This is a genomic window from Variovorax sp., from assembly GCF_035634955.1.
In the GTDB taxonomy this organism is placed as follows: Bacteria; Pseudomonadota; Gammaproteobacteria; order Burkholderiales; family Burkholderiaceae_C; genus Variovorax.
In genome coordinates this window covers 1-1,829 of the sequence record NZ_DASQBZ010000009.1, presented here as the reverse complement: position 1 = coordinate 1,829, position 1,829 = coordinate 1, and the positions used below count along the sequence as shown (strand labels likewise).

Below are 1,829 nucleotides of genomic sequence, written 5' to 3'. Positions count from 1 at the left end.
CATGGAAGAGATCGTCGAGAGCGTCAAGCGCGTGACCGACATCATGGGCGAGATCGCCTCGGCCAGCCAGGAGCAGACCTCGGGCATCGAGCAGATCAACCAGGCCATCACGCAGATGGACCAGGTCACGCAGCAGAACGCCGCGCTGGTGGAAGAGGCCGCGGCGGCCGCCGCCTCGCTGCAGGACCAGGCCGGCAGCCTGGTGCAGTCGGTCAGCGTGTTCAGGATCGGCGGCGACGACGCGGCGGCGCAGGTGATTGCGCAGGCGCGTGGCGCAGGCCGCGCATCGGCGTCGGCAACGGCACCTGCCCCCGGCCGGAGCCGCCCGGCCAACGGTGGCAAGTCGCATGCCCCGGCCGAGGACCGGCCGGAGGCGACGGCGGCCGCACGGCGCGGCGCCGCCTTGGCGACCGCCGAGCCCTCGGGCGACTGGACCGAGTTCTGATCACTGCTGCACTTTCGACAAAGACATGAAACTCCTCTCCAACACCCGCCTCGGCGTCCGCCTTTCCCTGGCGTTCGGCCTCGTCCTGCTGCTGCTGATGCTCGTCGCGGGCTTCTCGCTGCAGGCCCTGCGCCAGAGCCAGAACACCATCGAATGGGTCATCAACGGCACCAACGTCAAGCTGGCCAGCGCCAACGAAATGGCGGCGGCCATCCGCGACATCGCGCTGCTCGACAGCAACCTCATCCTGTTGACCGAGAAGTCGGAGATGCAGGGCCAGGTTCGCCTGATCGAAACTGCCAGCGCGCGCTTCCGCGAAGGGCGTGAACGCCTGACCCGCCTCGTCGTCACGCCCGAAGGCAAGGCGCTGCTGGCTGCCATCGACAAGGCGCTGGCCACCGGCACGCCGCTGAACCAGCAGCTCATCAAGCTGGCCCTGGAGAACCGAAACGACGAAGCCAGGGACTTCGCGCTGGATCGCTTCCAGCCTGCCGCGCGCACCACGATCACGGCGGTGCAGGAGTTCATCGATCACGAGAACCGACTGGCCGAGAAGGTCCGCGCCGAGGCCGACGAGGGCTACGCGCGCTCGCGCCTGCTGGTGAACCTGCTCGCGGGCCTGTCGCTGCTGTTGGCCGGCGGCGTCGGCTTTCTCATCACCCGCTCGATCACCGGCCCGCTGCGCAAGGCGGTGGCCGTGGCCGAGAAGGTGGCCGCGGGCGACCTGAGCTCGCGCATCGAGGTCGGCAGCCGCGACGAGACCGGCCGGCTCATGCATGCCCTGCGCGAGATGAACCAGAGCCTGTCCAAGGTGGTGAGCGAAGTGCGCTCTGGCACCGACACCATCGCCACCGCGTCCAACCAGATCGCCAGCGGCAACCAGGACCTGTCGTCGCGCACGGAAGAGCAGGCCAGCTCGCTCGAGCAGACCGCCGCTTCCATGGAAGAGCTGACCAGCACCGTCAAGCAGAACGCCGACAACGCGCGCCAGGCCAACCAGCTGGCCGTGTCCGCATCGGAAGTGGCGGTGCGCGGCGGCGACGTGGTGGGCCAGGTGGTGGACACCATGGGCTCGATCAACACGTCGTCGCGCAAGGTGATGGACATCATCGGCGTGATCGACGGCATTGCGTTCCAGACCAACATCCTGGCGCTCAATGCGGCGGTGGAAGCCGCGCGTGCGGGCGAACAGGGCCGCGGCTTCGCGGTGGTGGCCTCGGAGGTTCGCAGCCTGGCGCAGCGTTCGGCCGCGGCGGCCAAGGAGATCAAGCAATTGATCGACGACTCGGTCGGCAAGGTCGAGGAGGGCAGCCGCCAGGTGGCGGAGGCCGGCCGGACCATGGAAGAGATCGTCGAGAGCGTCAGGCGCGTGACCGACATCATG

The 1,829-nt window shown here is 68.6% G+C and carries 2 protein-coding genes; both read left to right on the top strand.

Annotated features, from left to right (window positions below):
• Positions 1-445: methyl-accepting chemotaxis protein (locus tag VES41_RS03970; RefSeq protein WP_324813294.1), on the top strand; the 445-nt coding region annotated here is incomplete at its 5' end.
• Between the two features lie 25 nt (positions 446-470).
• A partial coding sequence (locus VES41_RS03965) for a methyl-accepting chemotaxis protein (protein ID WP_324813292.1) occupies positions 471-1,829 on the top strand: 1,359 nt, incomplete at its 3' end.